10 protein-coding genes and 3 tRNA genes are annotated in these 15,290 nt (G+C 49.1%); 4 read left to right on the top strand and 9 right to left on the bottom strand.

The genetic code is table 11. The features are described 5' to 3' along the window. Positions 1 to 10 precede the first annotated feature (10 nt). Both gltB and DUW71_RS16580 read right to left on the bottom strand, forming a co-directional pair. Positions 11 to 4,618, bottom strand: a complete 4,608-nt coding sequence (gltB, locus tag DUW71_RS16585) for a glutamate synthase large subunit (RefSeq protein ID WP_119396396.1) — start codon at positions 4,616 to 4,618, stop codon at positions 11 to 13. A 507-nt stretch (positions 4,619 to 5,125) separates the two neighbouring features. Further along, complete coding sequence (locus DUW71_RS16580; RefSeq protein WP_119396395.1) at positions 5,126 to 6,253, bottom strand: tyrosine-type recombinase/integrase; 1,128 nt, start codon at positions 6,251 to 6,253, stop codon at positions 5,126 to 5,128. Between the two features lie 133 nt (positions 6,254 to 6,386). Here DUW71_RS16580 and DUW71_RS16575 point away from each other — a divergent pair, with 133 nt between their 5' ends. Both DUW71_RS16575 and DUW71_RS16570 read left to right on the top strand, forming a co-directional pair. Further along, entirely contained in the window at positions 6,387 to 7,280 is an 894-nt protein-coding gene (locus DUW71_RS16575; protein ID WP_119396394.1) for a DNA-binding protein, read from the top strand. Beyond that, on the top strand, positions 7,264 to 8,691 hold the full coding sequence (locus DUW71_RS16570; RefSeq protein WP_119396393.1) for an NAD-dependent succinate-semialdehyde dehydrogenase: 1,428 nt from the start codon (positions 7,264 to 7,266) through the stop codon (positions 8,689 to 8,691). Before DUW71_RS16575 ends, DUW71_RS16570 begins: the two co-directional genes overlap by 17 nt. Here DUW71_RS16570 and DUW71_RS16565 read toward each other — a convergent pair. From DUW71_RS16565 to DUW71_RS16555, 3 genes are read right to left on the bottom strand one after another with little or no spacing between them, the layout of a single operon-like run. Further along, positions 8,675 to 10,051, bottom strand: a complete 1,377-nt coding sequence (locus DUW71_RS16565; RefSeq protein ID WP_119396392.1) for an NAD(P)H-hydrate dehydratase — start codon at positions 10,049 to 10,051, stop codon at positions 8,675 to 8,677. The two genes, DUW71_RS16570 and DUW71_RS16565, sit on opposite strands and share 17 nt — an antisense overlap. Positions 10,052 to 10,067: 16 nt before the next feature. After that, positions 10,068 to 11,591, bottom strand: a complete 1,524-nt coding sequence (locus DUW71_RS16560) for a sensor histidine kinase (RefSeq protein ID WP_119396391.1) — start codon at positions 11,589 to 11,591, stop codon at positions 10,068 to 10,070. Continuing rightward, positions 11,575 to 12,393: a phosphate/phosphite/phosphonate ABC transporter substrate-binding protein gene (locus DUW71_RS16555; protein WP_119396390.1), complete on the bottom strand. Its 819-nt coding sequence runs from the start codon at positions 12,391 to 12,393 to the stop codon at positions 11,575 to 11,577. The genes DUW71_RS16560 and DUW71_RS16555 overlap by 17 nt, the downstream gene beginning before the upstream one ends. 80 nt (positions 12,394 to 12,473) lie before the next feature. Here DUW71_RS16555 and DUW71_RS16550 point away from each other — a divergent pair, with 80 nt between their 5' ends. Then, on the top strand, positions 12,474 to 13,607 hold the full coding sequence (locus DUW71_RS16550; protein ID WP_119396389.1) for a sensor domain-containing diguanylate cyclase: 1,134 nt from the start codon (positions 12,474 to 12,476) through the stop codon (positions 13,605 to 13,607). Beyond that, positions 13,608 to 14,495 (top strand): 1-aminocyclopropane-1-carboxylate deaminase/D-cysteine desulfhydrase, encoded by an 888-nt coding sequence (locus DUW71_RS16545; protein ID WP_119396388.1) that lies wholly within the window; start codon positions 13,608 to 13,610, stop codon positions 14,493 to 14,495. Here the strand turns inward: DUW71_RS16545 and DUW71_RS16540 are convergent. The 4 genes from DUW71_RS16540 to DUW71_RS16525 all read right to left on the bottom strand — a co-directional run bounded on the left by DUW71_RS16540 (position 14,469) and on the right by DUW71_RS16525 (position 15,229). Further along, positions 14,469 to 14,846 (bottom strand): hypothetical protein, encoded by a 378-nt coding sequence (locus DUW71_RS16540; protein WP_119396387.1) that lies wholly within the window; start codon positions 14,844 to 14,846, stop codon positions 14,469 to 14,471. The two genes, DUW71_RS16545 and DUW71_RS16540, sit on opposite strands and share 27 nt — an antisense overlap. Positions 14,847 to 14,977: 131 nt before the next feature. Continuing rightward, a tRNA-Leu gene (locus DUW71_RS16535) sits at positions 14,978 to 15,064 on the bottom strand. A 3-nt stretch (positions 15,065 to 15,067) separates the two neighbouring features. Continuing rightward, a tRNA-Cys gene (locus DUW71_RS16530) sits at positions 15,068 to 15,141 on the bottom strand. A gap of 13 nt (positions 15,142 to 15,154) precedes the next feature. After that, positions 15,155 to 15,229: transfer RNA gene (locus tag DUW71_RS16525), tRNA-Gly, on the bottom strand. Between the last annotated feature and the right edge of the window lie 61 nt (positions 15,230 to 15,290).

Below are 15,290 nucleotides of genomic sequence, written 5' to 3'. Positions count from 1 at the left end.
ATCCTCCCAATTACTTGGCTTTCGCCAGGTTGTTCATGTGCATATCAAACGCAGCTTCCATCACTTCGTTGTCGGTTTCATACTGGCCGCTTTCACGTGCTGCAGTCATGTAACCAAGCATGCGCTTGTAATCTACTGGCATAACTTTGATGAACTTCGCCAACGAAGCATCCCAGTCGGCTAGTAGCGCTTCTGCTACATCAGAGCCTGTTTTCTCTTTGTGTTCAGTAATCAACGCTTGCAAGTCGGCTACGTCTTCCGGCGCTTCAACTTTTTCTAGCTGCACCATTTCCATGTTGCACTTGCTAGCAAAGTCACCATCAACGTCTAGCACGTAGGCAACACCGCCGCTCATACCAGCTGCGAAGTTGCGGCCAGTACGGCCTAGAATCACTGCCTTACCGCCAGTCATGTATTCACAACCGTGATCACCCACGCCTTCTACTACCGCAGTTGCACCCGAGTTACGAACACAGAAGCGCTCACCAGCAATACCACGGATAAACGACTTACCAGAGGTTGCACCGAAGAATGCTACGTTACCAATCAAGATGTTCTTGCTTGGCTCAAATTTCGATACTTTCGGTGGGTAAATCACCATTTCCGCACCCGACAGACCTTTACCAAAGTAGTCGTTGGCGTCACCTTCCATTTCGAAGGTAATACCCTTAGCGGCAAATGCACCAAACGACTGACCACCAGAGCCTGTTAGCTTCAAGTGGATGGTACCGTGCGGCAAACCTTTGTCGTCGTAACGCTTAGAAATTTCGTTCGACAACATGGTACCCACAGAGCGGTCGGTGTTCACCAAGTTCTTCTCAATTACCACTGGCGTTTGGTTTTCTAACGCATCTTTGGCTTTTTCGATGAACTCACGGTCAACAATGTCGTTGATCATGTGCTTCTGTGGCACGGTGCAGTACAGGCTATCGCCTTCTGCTGGTTCTTGCTTATACAAGATCGAGCTTAGGTCTAGGCTGTTGTACTTCCAGTGATCCACATTGTCGCGGAACTTAAGTGCTTGCGTTTGACCAATCATTTCATCAACGGTGCGGAAACCAAGCTCTGCCATAATTTCACGCAGGCCTTGGGTCAACATCTTGAAGAAGTTAACCACGTGCTCTACTTGGCCATTGAAGCGTGCGCGCAAGTCTTTGTTCTGCGTTGCAACACCCACAGGGCAAGTGTTCAAGTGACACTTACGCATCATGATACAGCCTTCAACAACCAAGGCGGCAGTCGCTACCCCCCACTCTTCAGCACCTAGAAGGGCTGCAACAGCAAGGTCGCGTGGCGTTTTCATCTGACCATCGGCCTGTACCACAATACGGCTGCGTAGGCGGTTTTTAACCAAGGTTTGATGCGTTTCTGCCAAACCTAGCTCCCACGGCAAACCAGCGTGGCGAATTGAGCTCAGTGGTGAAGCACCTGTGCCACCATCGTGGCCAGCAATCAGTACTACGTCGGCATAACCTTTGGTTACACCAGCGGCAATCGTACCAACGCCCGTACCCGATACGAGCTTCACGTTCACGCGTGCATCACGGTTAGCGTTTTTCAAATCGTAGATTAGCTGTGCCAAATCTTCGATCGAGTAAATATCGTGGTGCGGTGGCGGCGAGATCAGGCCTACACCTGGCGTTGAGCCACGAGTACGGCCAATCCACGCGTCTACTTTGTGACCCGGAAGCTGACCACCCTCACCTGGCTTGGCACCCTGTGCCATTTTAATTTGTAGCTCGTCGGCATTGGTTAGGTAGTAGCTGTTTACACCGAAACGGCCAGATGCCACCTGCTTGATTGCCGAGCGCAATAGGTCGCCATTTTCATTTGGCTTAAAGCGAATTGGGTCTTCACCACCTTCACCCGAGTTCGACTTACCACCAATGCGGTTCATCGCTGCGGCTAGGGTTGTGTGCGCTTCCCACGAGATCGAACCAAACGACATCGCACCTGTGGCGAAGCGTTTAAAGATGTTTTCCGCTGGCTCTACTTCATCGATAGAAATAGCAGGACGATCCGCGTTGAACTCCATCAAACCACGTAGGGTAAACGCTGCTTCGGCTTGGTCGTCAACAACTTTGGCGTATTCTTTGAACTTCTCGTAGTCGCCGCTTTGCGTCGAATGCTGTAGCAAACGAATGCTCGCTGGGCTAAACAAGTGGCGCTCGCCATCATGACGCCAAGCGTAGTTACCGCCAGTCGCCAAGGTGTCGGTGACAGGAATACGAGCTTCCGCTGGGAAGCCTTCGCGGTGCTTCGCCAATGCTTCTTTAGCAAGCTCTTTTAGGCCCACACCACCAATACGGGTAGTGGTTGCAGTAAAGTGCTTGTCAACAAGCTCAGCGTTAATACCTAGCGCTTCAAAAATTTGGGCGCCGTGGTACGACTGAATGGTCGAGATACCCATCTTCGACATAATCTTCAATAGGCCAGAGTTAACACCCTTAACGAAGCCTTTGAAGTGCTCTTCAGCTGTTTTGTCTTTGCTTAGTACGCCTTCTTCGCGCAACTCAACCAAAGACTCAATCGCCATATATGGGTTAACTGCCGATGCGCCATAACCTACCAATGTTGCCACGTGATGGGTTTCCCATACGTCGCCGGCTTCCACAATAATGTCGGCTTTAGCACGCAAGCCAGCACGAATTAGATCGTGGTGCACTGCAGCAGTGGCCAGCAATGACGGAATGGCAGCGTGGTCGGTGTCGATGCCACGGTCGCTGATAATTAGCAGCGAGTAGCCTTGTTCAACGGCTTCACGCGCGTCACGGCATAAGCGTTCAAGTGCTAGTTCTAGCTCAGCCTCATCACCATTGGCAACAAATACCGAGGCCAACGATTTGGCTTGTAGATGCTCATGGTCGATGTACGAAAGCTTAGCAAGCTCATCATTGCTCAATACTGGTTGTTTAATTTCAACCTTATGGCAATGGTCTGCTGTTTCAACTAGTAGGTTTTGCGATTTGCCCACATAAGTGCGCAAAGACATCACCATCTCTTCACGAATCGGGTCAATTGGCGGGTTGGTTACCTGCGCGAATTGCTGACGGAAGTAGTTAGACAGGTGCTGTGGTTTGTCAGATAGCACTGCTAGCGGTGTATCGTTACCCATAGAACCTAGTGGCTCTTTACCACCAGATGCCATTGGCGCAATCACCATGTTCAAGTCTTCGAACGAGATACCGAAGGCTTTCTGGTGTTGGCGCAAGCTAATTAGCTCTGGCTGGTCGCGGTGCTCAGGCGCATTTGGCAGTTCGTCTAGTTTGATCTGCTTCTGTGCTACCCACTCGCCATACGGCTGCTTCGAGGCAACACGTTGCTTCACTTCGTCATCCGCAATGATTCGACCCTCATCTAGGTCGGCAACGAAGATTTTACCTGGCTCTAAGCGGCCTTTTTCAATAACAGTCGCTGGGTTAACGCATAGCGCACCAGTTTCAGAGCCCATTACTAGCATGCCGTCGTCGGTTACTAGGTAACGAGATGGGCGCAGGCCGTTACGGTCGAGTGTTGCACCAATGGTAATACCATCTGTGAATGACAACGATGCCGGACCGTCCCAAGGCTCCATAACTGAAGCATAATACTCATAGAAAGCGCGTTTTACGCTATCCATGTTTTCTTGCGACTGCCACGCTTCTGGCACAAGCATCATCATTACTTGCTCTAGCGGGCGACCAGACAACAGCAATAGCTCAACCGCCATATCTAGGTTGGCCGAGTCAGAGCTGTCGCGGTTACAAATTGGTTTAATCAGCTCAAGTTCTTCAGGCGAGAAGTGAACTGATTCAAACAAGGCTTCGCGGGCACGCATCCAGTTCACGTTACCACGAACGGTGTTGATCTCACCGTTGTGAGCAATGTAGCGGAACGGCTGAGCACGACGCCATGCAGGGAATGTGTTGGTTGAGAATCGCGAGTGGAACATCGCCAAACGTGATTCAACCTCTGGGTTTTGCAGGTCTAGGTAGTACTCGCGTACTTGTGCCGTTGTTAACTGACCTTTATACACGATGGTGCGCGTATTCATCGATGCAATGTAAAACGCATCTTTATTGTCGTCAGCCAAATCGGCATTTAATTGGTGCGCTGTGCTTTTACGAAGCACGAATAATTTGCGGTCAAAGTCTTCACGTGACACTGACTCAGGGCGCTTAATAAAGATCTGCTGGATGTCTGGCTCGCTTTGACGCGATGCTTCACCCAGGCCAGAGTTATCACCTGGTACCTTACGGTAGCCCAGCACTTCGAGGCCCAACTTAGCAATATTCGCTTCAAAATGGTCACGGCTCTTGGTAGCCAATGGCTCTTCCGCTGGGAAGAACACCATGCCTACACCGTAGTCGCCCTCGGCTGGTAGAGTAAAGCCAAGCTTTTCTGCTTCTTTAGCGAAAAACTCGTGTGGGATCTGGATCAGAATACCTGCCCCGTCACCACTTTTTACGTCAAAACCTGTACCTCCACGGTGCTCCATACACGTCAGCATGGTTAGAGCATTTTCAATAATATCGTGCGACTTCTTGCCTTTTAGGTTGGCAACAAATCCGATACCACAGGCATCGTGCTCAAACTCAGGACGATAGAGGCCCTGCTGCGGTTGGTTGTAATGAGTCATACTAGGTTTCCTGTAAATTTTCCGACCCACCAAAACTCTGGTAAGTATCAGATAGAAATTTTGCTGTACTTGCACTTGCCGGTATATTCCCGCAAAAGCTCGCAACTCGCCCCAAGAAAACGTCTTAGTGCGCAGCGCACGGTGCTATTTGTTGCACCTTTTTAGCCTTTCGTTTTGCTTAGCAATTCAGCCCAACATCCGTTGCCGCCTACTTGTTCTAATTGCTCTAACGTTTGCCAAACAAAACAGCACAGCGTAAGTCCGGCGCGTTATTTATCATGCGGTGTTTGCAAACTCAAGAAAAAGCTTGATTTATGCAAATGAGACACTTTATCATTTAAACAACTACGCCTATAAAACCCTCAGTATTTACAAGGGCTCTAGCCATTTTCATGGCAAATTGTGTCGATCCAAATACCGACAATTTATTTTCTAATGTCACCATGACAATCAACATGGTTACATTCCGCCATTAATACGGCACTAATATAAAGACTGGCTCAACAATTAACCACCCTCTGGTCCAGATTTAATGATTCGCAACCTGCTCCAATCGTCATGCCACTGCTGATCTTCGGCATGCTGATAGATTGCCGTAGTCTCGAGCTTCTCATGTCGTGCCGCCTTACTTAGGTGCTTCAAACTCACACCTGCTTCATCGGCATGCGTAATAGAGGTATGGCGAAGCCAGTGTGTAGATGCGCGTTGCAACTGCTGCCTTATATAAGTATCCGACTGCAGCGCCGCTACCTCAGCAAACACTCCCTTCACTATTCTATACACCATGTTAGCGGTAACACCATTACGGCCAGTAACCGAGCGTAACAGCGGTGAATCATCATCAATAGGCGGAAGCTCACTCAACCCTAGGTACAAGCGATAACGCTTTAACGCAGCTAACATCTCTTGCGACACTGGCACCCGGGCCTGTTTGCCGCCTTTCCCGGTCACAAACCACCACCATCTACCTTTATATAAGCGAAAGCTATTCATCGATTGATTTGCCACCTCGGATACACGAGGCGCTAATAAATAAAGTAGCGAGAATAAAAAACGACAGCGCTCCGCCTGGTCGCGCGCCCTTTTGGTTTGCCCTGGCATAGACTGCACTTGCTGCCATACAAGTTGCCACGTATCTACTTCAAGATAGCGCTCTATTAATTGCTCATGCCGACGCGCCCCACGACGCTTGCCACGCACAAGTGCAATAGGGTTGGCTGGCAAGTATTGCCCAGCGACCAAGTAGCTAAACATGGCGTTCAACACAATCATTGCTTGGCGCTGACTCGCCTCGCTTAAGGGTTTGTTAAACGGACGCCAACGCGCATCGGTGCGCTTATACCTATGCCCTAGCCAACTAGCCGGCGGCGCAGCCAAAAAAGCTTGGTAATCTGCAATATCTAGTCTGGTAACCTGCTTCAGCCCATTTAACCCGCGCCATTGCAACCACATCAAAAAACGCTCGGCTTCTTTGCGGTAATTGCGCTGTGTCGCACCGTTAAATTCGTTAAGCCAAATAGCCACGGCTTGCACATCATTGCTCGCACCCAGCACGCCGCTTACTAACGGTGTTTGGCTAGAACCAGGTTGGTGCAAAGCAAGCACATGAGTGGCCAACTGCTCTACATCCTTCATGTGTTACTCATTATTCATGATTATGGGGATAATCATGAATTTTAAATCTATAAATTGCAAGTTACGGTTTACTGTACTTATTTTACAATGTACGGTTACAGTATATTGTACTTTTTTCTACGGATTTCAAAAAATGAAGCGAATTGCCACATTAGATGCAGTATTTGACGCGTGTAATGAACTAGAAGAAGCTGGTATTGCTTGGGATAGAGACGATGTGCGGGCAAAAATTGGTGGTGGCAGTTACAGCGTTATAGAGCCATTAATCAAAACTTGGCGAGAGCACGCCGCACTCACTAGCGCCCTACCCGAGATGCAAGCAGAGCTGCTTTTAGGGTTGAGCGCCTGGCTCAAAGATCGTTTTAATCAACAAATAGAGCAGTTAACAGACGAACTGCGTTCGAATTTTTCCGAGCTGGAGCAAGACAACACAACGCTAGCGCGAGACAACGAGCAGCTCACTCAACAGGTACTAGAACTACAGCAACAGCTAGACACCGAACAAAGTGAAACCCAGCAGCAAATAAAAGTATTGCAGGCACAAGTCGATTCACTTGGTGAAGAAAATGAGCAACTGTTGTCTCGATTAGATGATGCCGAACTACTGCAAAGCCAACTAGAAGAAGAACACGAAGCAGAACTTGCCAACCAACAGCAAACTTTTGCCACGCAATCTCACATCAAAGATCAAACCATTTCGGCACTGCAGGCGCATATCGCAAGTATTGAGCAAGAAGCAGAGGCAACTAAAGCTCAAAGTAATCAGCATACTGAACAACTACGTAAACAATCATCAGAGCTAGAAGAAATGCGGCAAACACTGGCTAGTCAATCGCAAGCGCATATGCAGGCACTGCATCAGCTAGAATTAGAAGGACTAGCCGCTCGTTCAGCACTACAGAGCACGAACCAGCAGTTAGAAAGTGAAGCCAACCAATTAAAGGCATTGCTAGCACGCACCGAAAAAGAGCGCGAGTTGCTGCTAAGTAAATTGCTAAAGGAGTCATCTAATGACACTCAAGCATGAAGCGGCCTATATCAACGGTCGGTGGCAAAGCACTAACAACACCATCGCTGTCGACAATCCTGCCACGCAAGAAGTTATTGGTCGAGTCCCCAACTTAGACGAATCTCACATTCAGCAAGCCACTGATCACGCCCATACCGCATGGCAACACTGGCGTGAGTTACCGACTACAGAACGCGGTGACTATTTAATGGCTTGGTACCACGCCATTATGGCGCATCAAGACGAGCTCGCGGCACTGATGACCGAAGAGCAAGGCAAACCACTGGCCGAAGCGAAAGGTGAAATTGCTTATGGTGCTTCATTTGTGAAGTGGTTTGCCGAGGAAGCCCGTCGGGCCAACGGCAATACCATTCCTGCCATGAGCCGGACCCAGCAGATCACCGTCATTAAGCAGCCGGTCGGCGTATGCGCTGCCATCACGCCTTGGAACTTCCCTAACTCAATGATTACACGCAAAGCAGCCGCCGCGCTCGCAGCTGGCTGTACCATAATTGTCAAACCAGCGAGTGCCACACCGTTCTCTGCGTTGGCTCTAGCCCAACTCGCTGAAGATGTTGGCATTCCAAAAGGCGTGTTTAATGTGGTAACTGGCAAGGCTAGCATGATTGCAAAAGTTGTTACCACTGACGCTCGAGTACGGAAAATAAGCTTCACAGGCAGCACAGATGTGGGCCGACAATTAATGCAAAGTGCAGCGACGAATATTCAACGTATTTCCTTAGAGCTTGGCGGTAACGCCCCGTTTATTGTGTTCGATGATGCCGACATTGATAAAGCAGTTGCCGGTGCGGTCGCCGCAAAGTTTCGCAACAACGGTCAAACCTGTGTATGCGTTAACCGTTTTTATGTGCACCGCTCTGTGCTCTCTAGCTTTGAAAGCAAACTGGTCGCCGCGGTGAAAGCACTACAAGTAGGCAATGGAATAGAATCTGGCGTTCAGCTCGGGCCACTGATCAATAACGAGGCAGTACAAACCTATCAACAGCATATTGATGACGCCTTAGAACATGGCGGAAATTTACTTTATGGCAACCAAGCGGCCGATGGTAATTTTGTCCAGCCAACCGTGATCACTAATGTTTCGCCAAAGGCACGTGTATGCAGAGAAGAAACCTTTGCACCATTAGCGGCGATTGTGCCATTTGATAGCGAAACGGAGGTACTAGATTACGCCAATGAAAGCGAATACGGCCTCGCAGGCTATTTTTATAGTGAATCAGTTCGCCGATGCTGGCGTGTTGCCATGGCCTTAGAGGTCGGCATGGTAGGCATTAATGAGGGGCTAATATCAAATGCGACGGCGCCGTTTGGCGGCATTAAAGCTTCTGGCCTAGGTCGTGAAGGCGCTCACGATGGACTAGAAGAGTACTTAGAAACCAAGTACCTATGTTTCAATTTTGCAGACTAGCACGCACTAGCGTCAATCGATTTGCCACCTCGCTGGCTAGCGAGCCAATTGGCATCTCAGCACCTGCTAACGCATGCCATAGTGCCCCCTGCACTGCCGGCTCGGGGCATTTTTGTGCCATCAGTGCAGCAATCACACCGGTTAGCACATCACCCATCCCCGGCGCAGCCATTGCAGGACTTCCCGCACCAATTACATGTACGCCATCATGCCACACTAAACTGCCATTGCCTTTTAACACTACCTGCTCAGCACGCTTAGCAAGGGCATGAAGCGACTCAAACCTGTCGGCTTCAACGGCCTGAGTATTTTTATTGAGCAATCGCGCTGCTTCACCCGGGTGCGGGGTAATCACCTCAACCATCGTATCCTTGGGCAACCAATACAGCCCATCGGCATCTACTATTTTTCTGCCTGGCACCGCAACTGCTTGCTCACAGGCCTTTTTACCCCAATCATCCCTTCCAAGACCCGGCCCGATCGCTAACACATCCTGATCAGTAGCCGACAACTCATCTATGGGCAACACCATGGCTTCTGGCAGCATACTGGCAATAATGGCAACATTTTGTTGATGACAGAAAACACTCACCTTGCCTGCACCCGCTTTTAAGGCAGCCAGAGCCGTCAAATAAGCCGCGCCTGCCATGCCACGCCCAGCACCGATCACCTTTACGTGGCCTGCGTTGCCTTTGTTGAAATAGTCACTGCGACAAGGCAAAGCAAGCTTGGTGACTAGCCGCGCATCGGGCTCAACTGATAGCTCAACACCCAAGCGCTTAACAATTTTTTCACCACAATAGTCACTGGCTTTACTGGTATACAGCCCCTGTTTTGCTGCCACCATTTGAATGGTTAGGTCAGCGTAAAAAGCGCACGTTTCGACCCAGCCTGTAGTGCCATTGACACCAGATGGCACATCGATGGCAATGCGGGCGCCGCTCATACGGTTAACCTGAGATATCCATTCTTCGTTTGGCAAACTGCCCCGAAAACCCGCACCAAATAAACCATCGATGATCACATCAGCATCATTAGGAAGCGATTCAGACACCGCACCACCAGCGCGCTCGAACAACTCTTTTGCCAGCTTAGCGAGCTCGGTTTTTGGCTCACCTACTGCACACAAGGTAACGGTATAATCACTAGCCAATGCCAAGGCGCCTACCAGGTAAGCATCACCGCCATTATTGCCTGGGCCTGCTAAGATCAACCAATGCTCACTACTTCGATAACGACGCTGAACTTCGTTGAAAATAGTTTGCCCAGCGCGTTGCATAAGCTGCCAGAGTGACATGCCTTGCTGGCTAGCGGCCTGGGCCTCATGCGCCAGCACAGTTTTTGGGGTATATAATTTCAACCTGGGCCTTCCTTGTTTAATACGGCTGGTGAATGGGTAAAACAACGGTAAAACGGCTGCCTTGGCCGATTTGACTTTGAACCTTTAACTCACCGTTATGCTCTTCAATAATGCCATAACTGATCGATAGACCTAACCCTGTACCTTCGCCAACAGATTTAGTCGTAAAAAATGGTTCGAACAGCTTTTCTAAATGCTCTGGTGCAATACCTGTTCCTGAGTCTTGCACGTGTAGGCACCAACGATCATCTTTACGGGTTACGTATAGATTAATTGGACCACCTTCTGGCATGGCTTGCGAAGCATTAACGATTAAGTTCGTTACAACTTGAATAAGCCGTGTTTCATCACCCTCAATCCAGCAATCAGGCACGATGTTATCGATGATATAAACATTGTCTCTCACCCTATGTTTAGCCAGATTCAGAGACCGCTTCACGAGTTGGTCTAACTGAAGTGGCTTTAGCACCATGGCTCCGTCGTGCACGTAGGCCTTTAGGCTTTTTATGATGTCTTTAATTCTTTGTAAGCCCTGCTGATTATCGGATACTATCTCTCTCATATCCTGTAAAATATCTGGCGCAACGTGCTGATTATCTGCTAGCTCCTCAATGTATTCAGACATCACTTTCATATTGGCAGCAATAAATCCAAGCGGCGTATTAATTTCATGCGCCATGCCTGCCGATAACGTACCAACCGATGCTAAGGTTTCTTGACGCGCCATCACGCCTTGCGCTTTTCTTAAGTTGTTTGCTGTCTCTTGTAGTGATTGATTTGCTTGCTCTAACAATTGCGTCCGATCAGCCACTCTCGCTTCTAGCGTCCGATTAGCTTCTTGCAACTGATGCTGATAGCGCTCTGTGCTTTCTCGCGCCGAGCTGAGATTCTCGGCCATTTTATTAAATGCGAGTGCAACCTCACCAATTTCATCATTAGTGGCGCGTTGAATGCGAACATCAAAGTCGCCATCCTTAATTTTATCGGCGGCACCACGCAAGCTACTAAGCTGGCGAGTCAGGTAACTACCGAGAAGAAACGAGAACAATGCAACAAGCAAGATTTCCGCCATGGCAATCGCCATAGCACCTCTGGCAGCAACGTCCATGGTGCGCTCAAAGGCCGAGACGTCGATGCCGATTTGGGCAACACCAAACTCGCTGCCGGATGCCACAATAGGCACCTCGAAAGCGAACTCGTTGTCATTATTCACTGCCAAACTTTCGTCTACAATGAACGGCCTACTGTCGAAGTTTGCTGTTTGCGCCAACACCAGGCCGCTTTGATTGACAACACGTAACCGATGCACTTTGCCTTCTAGTGCACTGATTAATGACTCCAAAGTAGCCAGGTCATAAGAAATTACGGCGTCTTTACTGGCTTGAGCAAACAAGCTTCCGACTAACTCAGTCTCGCTTGCTAACCTCTGCTCGCTGTAGCTGCGAAAATAGTTCAAGCCAGTTATAATCAGTAGTGTTAGCAGCGTTATCTCAATAACGGCTACCCCTACTATGGTTTTGGCCTTAATCGTCCAGCGCATATTCTGTTAATAAGTCATCTAATAGATTAATACCGAGTGCTCTTATATCGTTCCACTGTTGGTCATGCGCCTGCTCTACTGATTCGAAACTAATCTCACTTAGTAGTGCTTTGCCGCGCTGCGTTTCGTGCATTTGCGCAAAGGCCGCTGCCAACCGCTCAACAGCTGCTGTATCCACAGCAGGATGAGCGGCGAACGCATGCGGCGTATAAGCTGGGCTTCGCCAAAGAACTCTAAGTTTGTTTTGAGCAGCGTCATCCATCGTGCTCAGTGTGCGCTCAATACCGCCACCACCAGCAAATAAACCTCGGCCAACGGTAAGGTAAACGGAATCATGAGACGAGACATACTGCGGTGTAAACTCTATCTGCTGTTGCCTTAACACGGCTTGCGGGATGACTGTTGCGGCAAATGCGGCCGGCGAAGGGAAGGCAAGCGTTTGGTTGGCTAAATCGGCAAGGCTCTGCGCTGGCGAATTATTTGCGACGACAACAATGCCACGAATTGATTTATTTGCTTGTTTAGCAAAAGCACGATATCCGGGGTGCTGGGAAAACACGGTGTAGTGGTAAGGGTTCATATAAGCAAAATCATAAGCCCCTTCAATAAGCTCTCGCTCAAAGGCAGGGATATCTGCTGCCGTTTTGAACTGGTAAGTATCACCTGTTTGCTCACTTAAATATTTGAATATGGGCGTCCACTTTTCAGCGAGCACTTGTGCGCTTTGTTGTGGTACGATTCCAAACGTGAATGTATCTGCCATAGACAAACTGGTGAGCAAAACTAGAAAAATGGCGCGCATGGCACATCTCCCCTACTATTTACGTATAAGCCTAGCAGACGGCCAGCAATTCGCTTCAAGAAGGTAATAGGAAAAAAACAATGGCGAGTGACCAGCTATTCAGAACCATAACCATGAAGCCGCTAAAGAAGCCACCATCGAAAGAAGATGGCCTAGAGGTGTATTATCTTCATGAGTTATATCTTGCTAGTCTTGCAGCGTACGACGAAACCGACTTCTACGACATGGCACAACATATTGTTCGATTAGCGGTTAACAAACTCGACTTCGATCGCTTTGGCGTGCTGCTCTACGATGATGTGACCGAAACCATTCACGGTACCTGGGGAACCGATGCACGTGGCAATATTGTTGACGAAAGCACTTGCCATACACCAGCCACGGAAAAACTAAGCCCCATTGTGAAGGAGGTTCGCGATCGCGGCCAAATCGTTGTATGGGAAGACACACCAATCGTTGAGTTCTCCGAGACAGAAGAAGCACAGATAGAAGTAATTGGGCAAGGGTGGAACGCCGCCTATGCGTTTTGGTATGCAGGCAAACCTGTTGGTTGGATTGCTGCAGATAATGCCCTCCAGCATGGTCCTTTCGATAGCATTCATCAGCAATTATTTCGCATGATGGGTGATCTCCTTGGTGAGAGCTTCCGGCAAATTAAGCAAAACAATGAAATTACCCAGCTAAATCAGAAGTTGGAAGCACTAAACGAACAACTATCCAAAGAAGCCAGCCACGACCATTTAACCGGTTTACCCAATCGAAAGCTTTTTTATCAAACGTTTGATAAAAAACACTCTTTTTGCGCGCGCGAAGGTCACTGCTTGGCCATTGCGCTACTCGACCTCGATCACTTTAAGTGCGTCAACGACGAGTTCGGCCATGCAACGGGAGACAGCGCCTTGCAAGCCTTAGCGCAAACCTTCAAGAAAGTGCTACGAAACCACGACTTTGTTGCCCGCTTAGGTGGTGAAGAGTTTGCCATTATGATCGTGGGCAAAACACGCGCTGAATCTCTCGCTGTTTGTGAACGTGTGCGAGCAGCAGTAGAAGAATTTGTCGGGCCAGCGGCAGGCCTTCGCCAGCCCATAACAGCCTCTATCGGGCTGTATCATCGAGAACAACCAGAAGATGTCAGCGCTATGCTTAAGTATGCCGACAAAGCACTTTATTTGGCAAAGGATCAGGGTCGCAACCAAGTTGTCGCGTTTGAATAAATGTTATCACTACTATCTGAAACAGCATTGAGCTGGCAACCGCTAATGCTTGCCCAGAATAAAGTCTGGGTTGTTAGTTTGAATGAATACCTGCCGGGCGTGTCGGGCAATAAAATAGCTAAATTACACTTTCCGCTGTTGCGGGCGCAAACCGAAGGGTTCACCGGGGTTTTGACCTTTGGCGGCGCTTTCTCAAATCATCTTCTCGCCACTGCAGCAGCATGCAAACGAGCTGGGCTTAGAAGCGTAGGCATTGTGCGGACTGGCGCCATTGACCAAAACAATCCAACACTTAAAGCGTGTCAGCAACAAGGCATGACCCTGATTGCCTGCAACCGTGATGACTATCGCAAGCGCCACCATGCTGAATTTCTTTCAGCGCTACAGAATCGTTACCCAGATTACTTAATTGTTCCCGAAGGCGGAACTTCACTTGATGGGGTTGCGGGCGTGAGCCAATTAAACTTAAGCCAGACGCCAGACGGGCAAGCCAAAACTGTTTTTTGCGCCACTGGTAGCGGCGGCACACTAGCTGGACTAGCCAACGGCAACCCTAATGCGCATGTACATGGCATTGCCGTTGTAAAAGACAAGCAGCTGTTAAGCACGGTACAGTCACTCACGAATGGGCAGAACTGGACGCTGCACCATGGTTACGAGGGCAAAGGCTATGCGAAGTTTGCCGATCGAGAATGGCAAATGGTTAGCCTGACCCAACAGCAAGGCATTGAAGTCGAACCAATTTATACTGCCAAAGCGCTAATAGGCTTACACTCCTTACTGCCAAAATTGCCAACCGGGCCGATCGTGTTTTTTCATACCGGCGGCTTACAAGGCCTTGAAGGGATCGCGTATCGAGGCTTAATGCCAGATCGCCAACTCGCCTAGCGCGATACTTTCAATGGCATCACGCCTTACTTCCATGGCAGGCAAATATTCAACGTGCTGACCAAAAACCAAGCGCACGTCTTTTAGAAATACACTATCAAGATGGCTAGTTTGCAAATGGTTATTTAACTTCGCCGACATCGCCTCAAAGCGAGCGCTAATCATATTATTCGCCCCCTCGCCTACTAGCGCCTGCATGTCTGCAAAGTATTCTATAGGGTGAACCAAAGACCCCGAAATCACCTGCCCTTGCACAACAACTGTAACGGACACTTGCGGAAAACTCTCAGACGCTTTGCCAGCAGAGTCGAGAAATGCTTCTAATACATCTAACAACACTAGGTTGGCCATATACTCACCCGTCACCAGACACTTGGTTAAGTTTAGTCGATGAGGGACAAGCTATGAAAAACCTTAAGATACAAAAAACCCCACAATGACGAATCATGTGGGGTTAATTGCTTTCAAGCTCAAAGCTTGAATGGTGCCCGGAGCCGGACTTGAACCGGCACGGTGTTACCACCGAGGGATTTTAAGTCCCTTGCGTCTACCAATTTCGCCATCCGGGCAGATGGAGGCTGGAGTCGGAATCGAACCGGCGTCCACGGATTTGCAATCCGCTGCATAACCACTCTGCCATCCAGCCATATCATTGAGTTTGGAGCGGGAAACGAGATTCGAACTCGCGACCCCAACCTTGGCAAGGTTGTGCTCTACCACTGAGCTATTCCCGCGCCTCAATGTGGTTGCGTATATTAATGATCTTTTCTCCTACGTCAACCACTTTTCTCTAAC

Source organism: Salinibius halmophilus (genome assembly GCF_003577475.1).
Classification (GTDB): domain Bacteria; phylum Pseudomonadota; class Gammaproteobacteria; order Pseudomonadales; family Natronospirillaceae; genus Salinibius; species Salinibius halmophilus.
Note: the sequence above shows the minus strand (reverse complement) of the source record. Positions and strands in the feature narration are given on the sequence as shown.

Excerpts from the sequence above, each read along its gene's own strand:
- DUW71_RS16570 (WP_119396393.1), top strand. The coding sequence starts at position 7,264 with ATGACACTCAAGCATGAAGCGGCCTATATCAACGGTCGGTGGCAAAGC.
- DUW71_RS16555 (WP_119396390.1), bottom strand. The coding sequence starts at position 12,393 with ATGCGCGCCATTTTTCTAGTTTTGCTCACCAGTTTGTCTATGGCAGAT.
- DUW71_RS16540 (WP_119396387.1), bottom strand. The coding sequence starts at position 14,846 with ATGGCCAACCTAGTGTTGTTAGATGTATTAGAAGCATTTCTCGACTCT.
- DUW71_RS16560 (WP_119396391.1), bottom strand. The coding sequence starts at position 11,591 with ATGCGCTGGACGATTAAGGCCAAAACCATAGTAGGGGTAGCCGTTATT.
- DUW71_RS16575 (WP_119396394.1), top strand. The coding sequence starts at position 6,387 with ATGAAGCGAATTGCCACATTAGATGCAGTATTTGACGCGTGTAATGAA.
- DUW71_RS16580 (WP_119396395.1), bottom strand. The coding sequence starts at position 6,253 with ATGAAGGATGTAGAGCAGTTGGCCACTCATGTGCTTGCTTTGCACCAA.
- gltB (WP_119396396.1), bottom strand. The coding sequence starts at position 4,618 with ATGACTCATTACAACCAACCGCAGCAGGGCCTCTATCGTCCTGAGTTT.
- DUW71_RS16550 (WP_119396389.1), top strand. The coding sequence starts at position 12,474 with ATGGCGAGTGACCAGCTATTCAGAACCATAACCATGAAGCCGCTAAAG.
- DUW71_RS16545 (WP_119396388.1), top strand. The coding sequence starts at position 13,608 with ATGTTATCACTACTATCTGAAACAGCATTGAGCTGGCAACCGCTAATG.